The 1510-nt window shown below is 69.0% G+C and carries 2 protein-coding genes; both read left to right on the top strand.

Translation table 11 applies throughout. The annotated features are described in order from the left end of the window. On the top strand, positions 1-524 hold a 524-nt coding region (locus ACY45C_RS09680; protein WP_462187290.1), incomplete at its 5' end, for a helix-turn-helix domain-containing protein. After that, positions 508-1510 (top strand): peptide deformylase (locus tag ACY45C_RS09675; protein ID WP_462187289.1); only part of this gene is annotated, 1003 nt, incomplete at its 3' end. The genes ACY45C_RS09680 and ACY45C_RS09675, both read left to right, overlap by 17 nt.

Here is a 1510-nt window from a genome sequence, read left to right as displayed (position 1 = left end):
GGGCGGCGTGTGCGACGCGAGACTTCCGCGCGGTGTTCCGGCTGATGAAGAAATATGACGGTGCCAGTCAGAATCGCATCGCCTCGCCGGTGGAAGGGCTCAGCCAGAGCAGGGTCAGCCGGATCATGCAGGGCGAGGACCGCATCGCCCGGCTCTCCCTGATCGAACGCATCGCCGACGCGCTGCGTATCCCGGGTAGTTATTTCCACCTGGCCGCACGGCCGTGGGAGGCGGCACGGGACGTGCGCGAGCCGCCCGGGCCGCCGACGGTTCCGGCCGGACCCGGCCCGACGCCGGTGGCCCACGTCGCGACCCCCTCCGTCGACCCGGCCCCGGCCCCGGGCCCGTCGTCGCCGAGAGCCCGGGCCGGGTCCCCCCCGGACCGGGGGGCCTGGTCGTCGAGGAGGACCGGGCCGAACTCCGCTACGACTACGACGACAGCATGTACGTCGCCCACCAGCGAAGACGTCTTCTCAACGCCGGCAGCGAACCGGTCACCGGTATCTGATGCGGATATCGGTTGACCGGTTCCCGGGAGATCCGGAACGCTCCGCGCGGTTGTACCGATCCGATCCGCTGCGCTGGGAGGACCTCCAGCTCAGCGCACACTGCGGCGGCGAGCAGATGGCCTGGCAGGTCAAGACCGACTGGGACGCGCTCAAGGAGGTCTGGCTGCTCTTCGAGAACAGTCGAGGGCGATTTCCGCTCTATCCCGGCGAATCGGCATGGATCAACTACAGCTACCAGGTGAGCAGGGAGAAGTGGGGGCCGTGGTTCCAGCGTGCCGTGCGAGTACCGACGAGTTTCCTCTCGGTGCAGCTGGACTTTCCGGCCGAGCTGGATCCCGTGGTCTGGGGCATGGAGACGTCGATGACCGCCGATGCCTTCCCGTTCCGGACCGCAATCGCCCGCACCGACTCCGGCGACCGGCGGATCTTCACCTGGTCGACCACCGAGCCGCCGCTGCACGCCCGCTACCGACTGGAATGGAACTTCCGGGCCACCGTGCCGGAACGTGATCCGGCCGCGGAGACCGGAACACGTCCCAGCGATCAGATGGCGGCCGTTGGCATCGTGCAGGAGGGTGAGGCGATCCTACGGCAGTCGGCCCGCCCGTTCGCCCTGCCCGACGAGGCCGAGGACGCGCGTCGGGTCGTCGCCGAGCTGTCCTCCGCCCTCGAACGGGTATCCGCCCTGCACACCTTCGGCAAGGGCATGGGCATCGCCGCGCCGCAGGTCGGCATCAACCGCGCCGCGGCGATCGTGCGTACCCCGGGCGGCGACACGCTCACGCTGCTCAACCCCAGCGTCATCGAAACCTCCCGGGAGACCGACGAGCAGTACGAGGGCTGCCTGAGCTTCTTTGACGTCCGTGGCCTCGTCCCCCGGCCGCTGGAGCTGCACGTCGAACACACCGATATCGACGGCAACCGGCACATCACCGTCTATCGGCAGGGGCTGGCGCGGCTTGTCGCCCACGAGATCGACCACCTGCACGGTCAGCTCTACA

It is taken from the genome of Frankia sp. CcWB2 (assembly GCF_977927585.1).
Note: the sequence above shows the minus strand (reverse complement) of the source record. Positions and strands in the feature narration are given on the sequence as shown.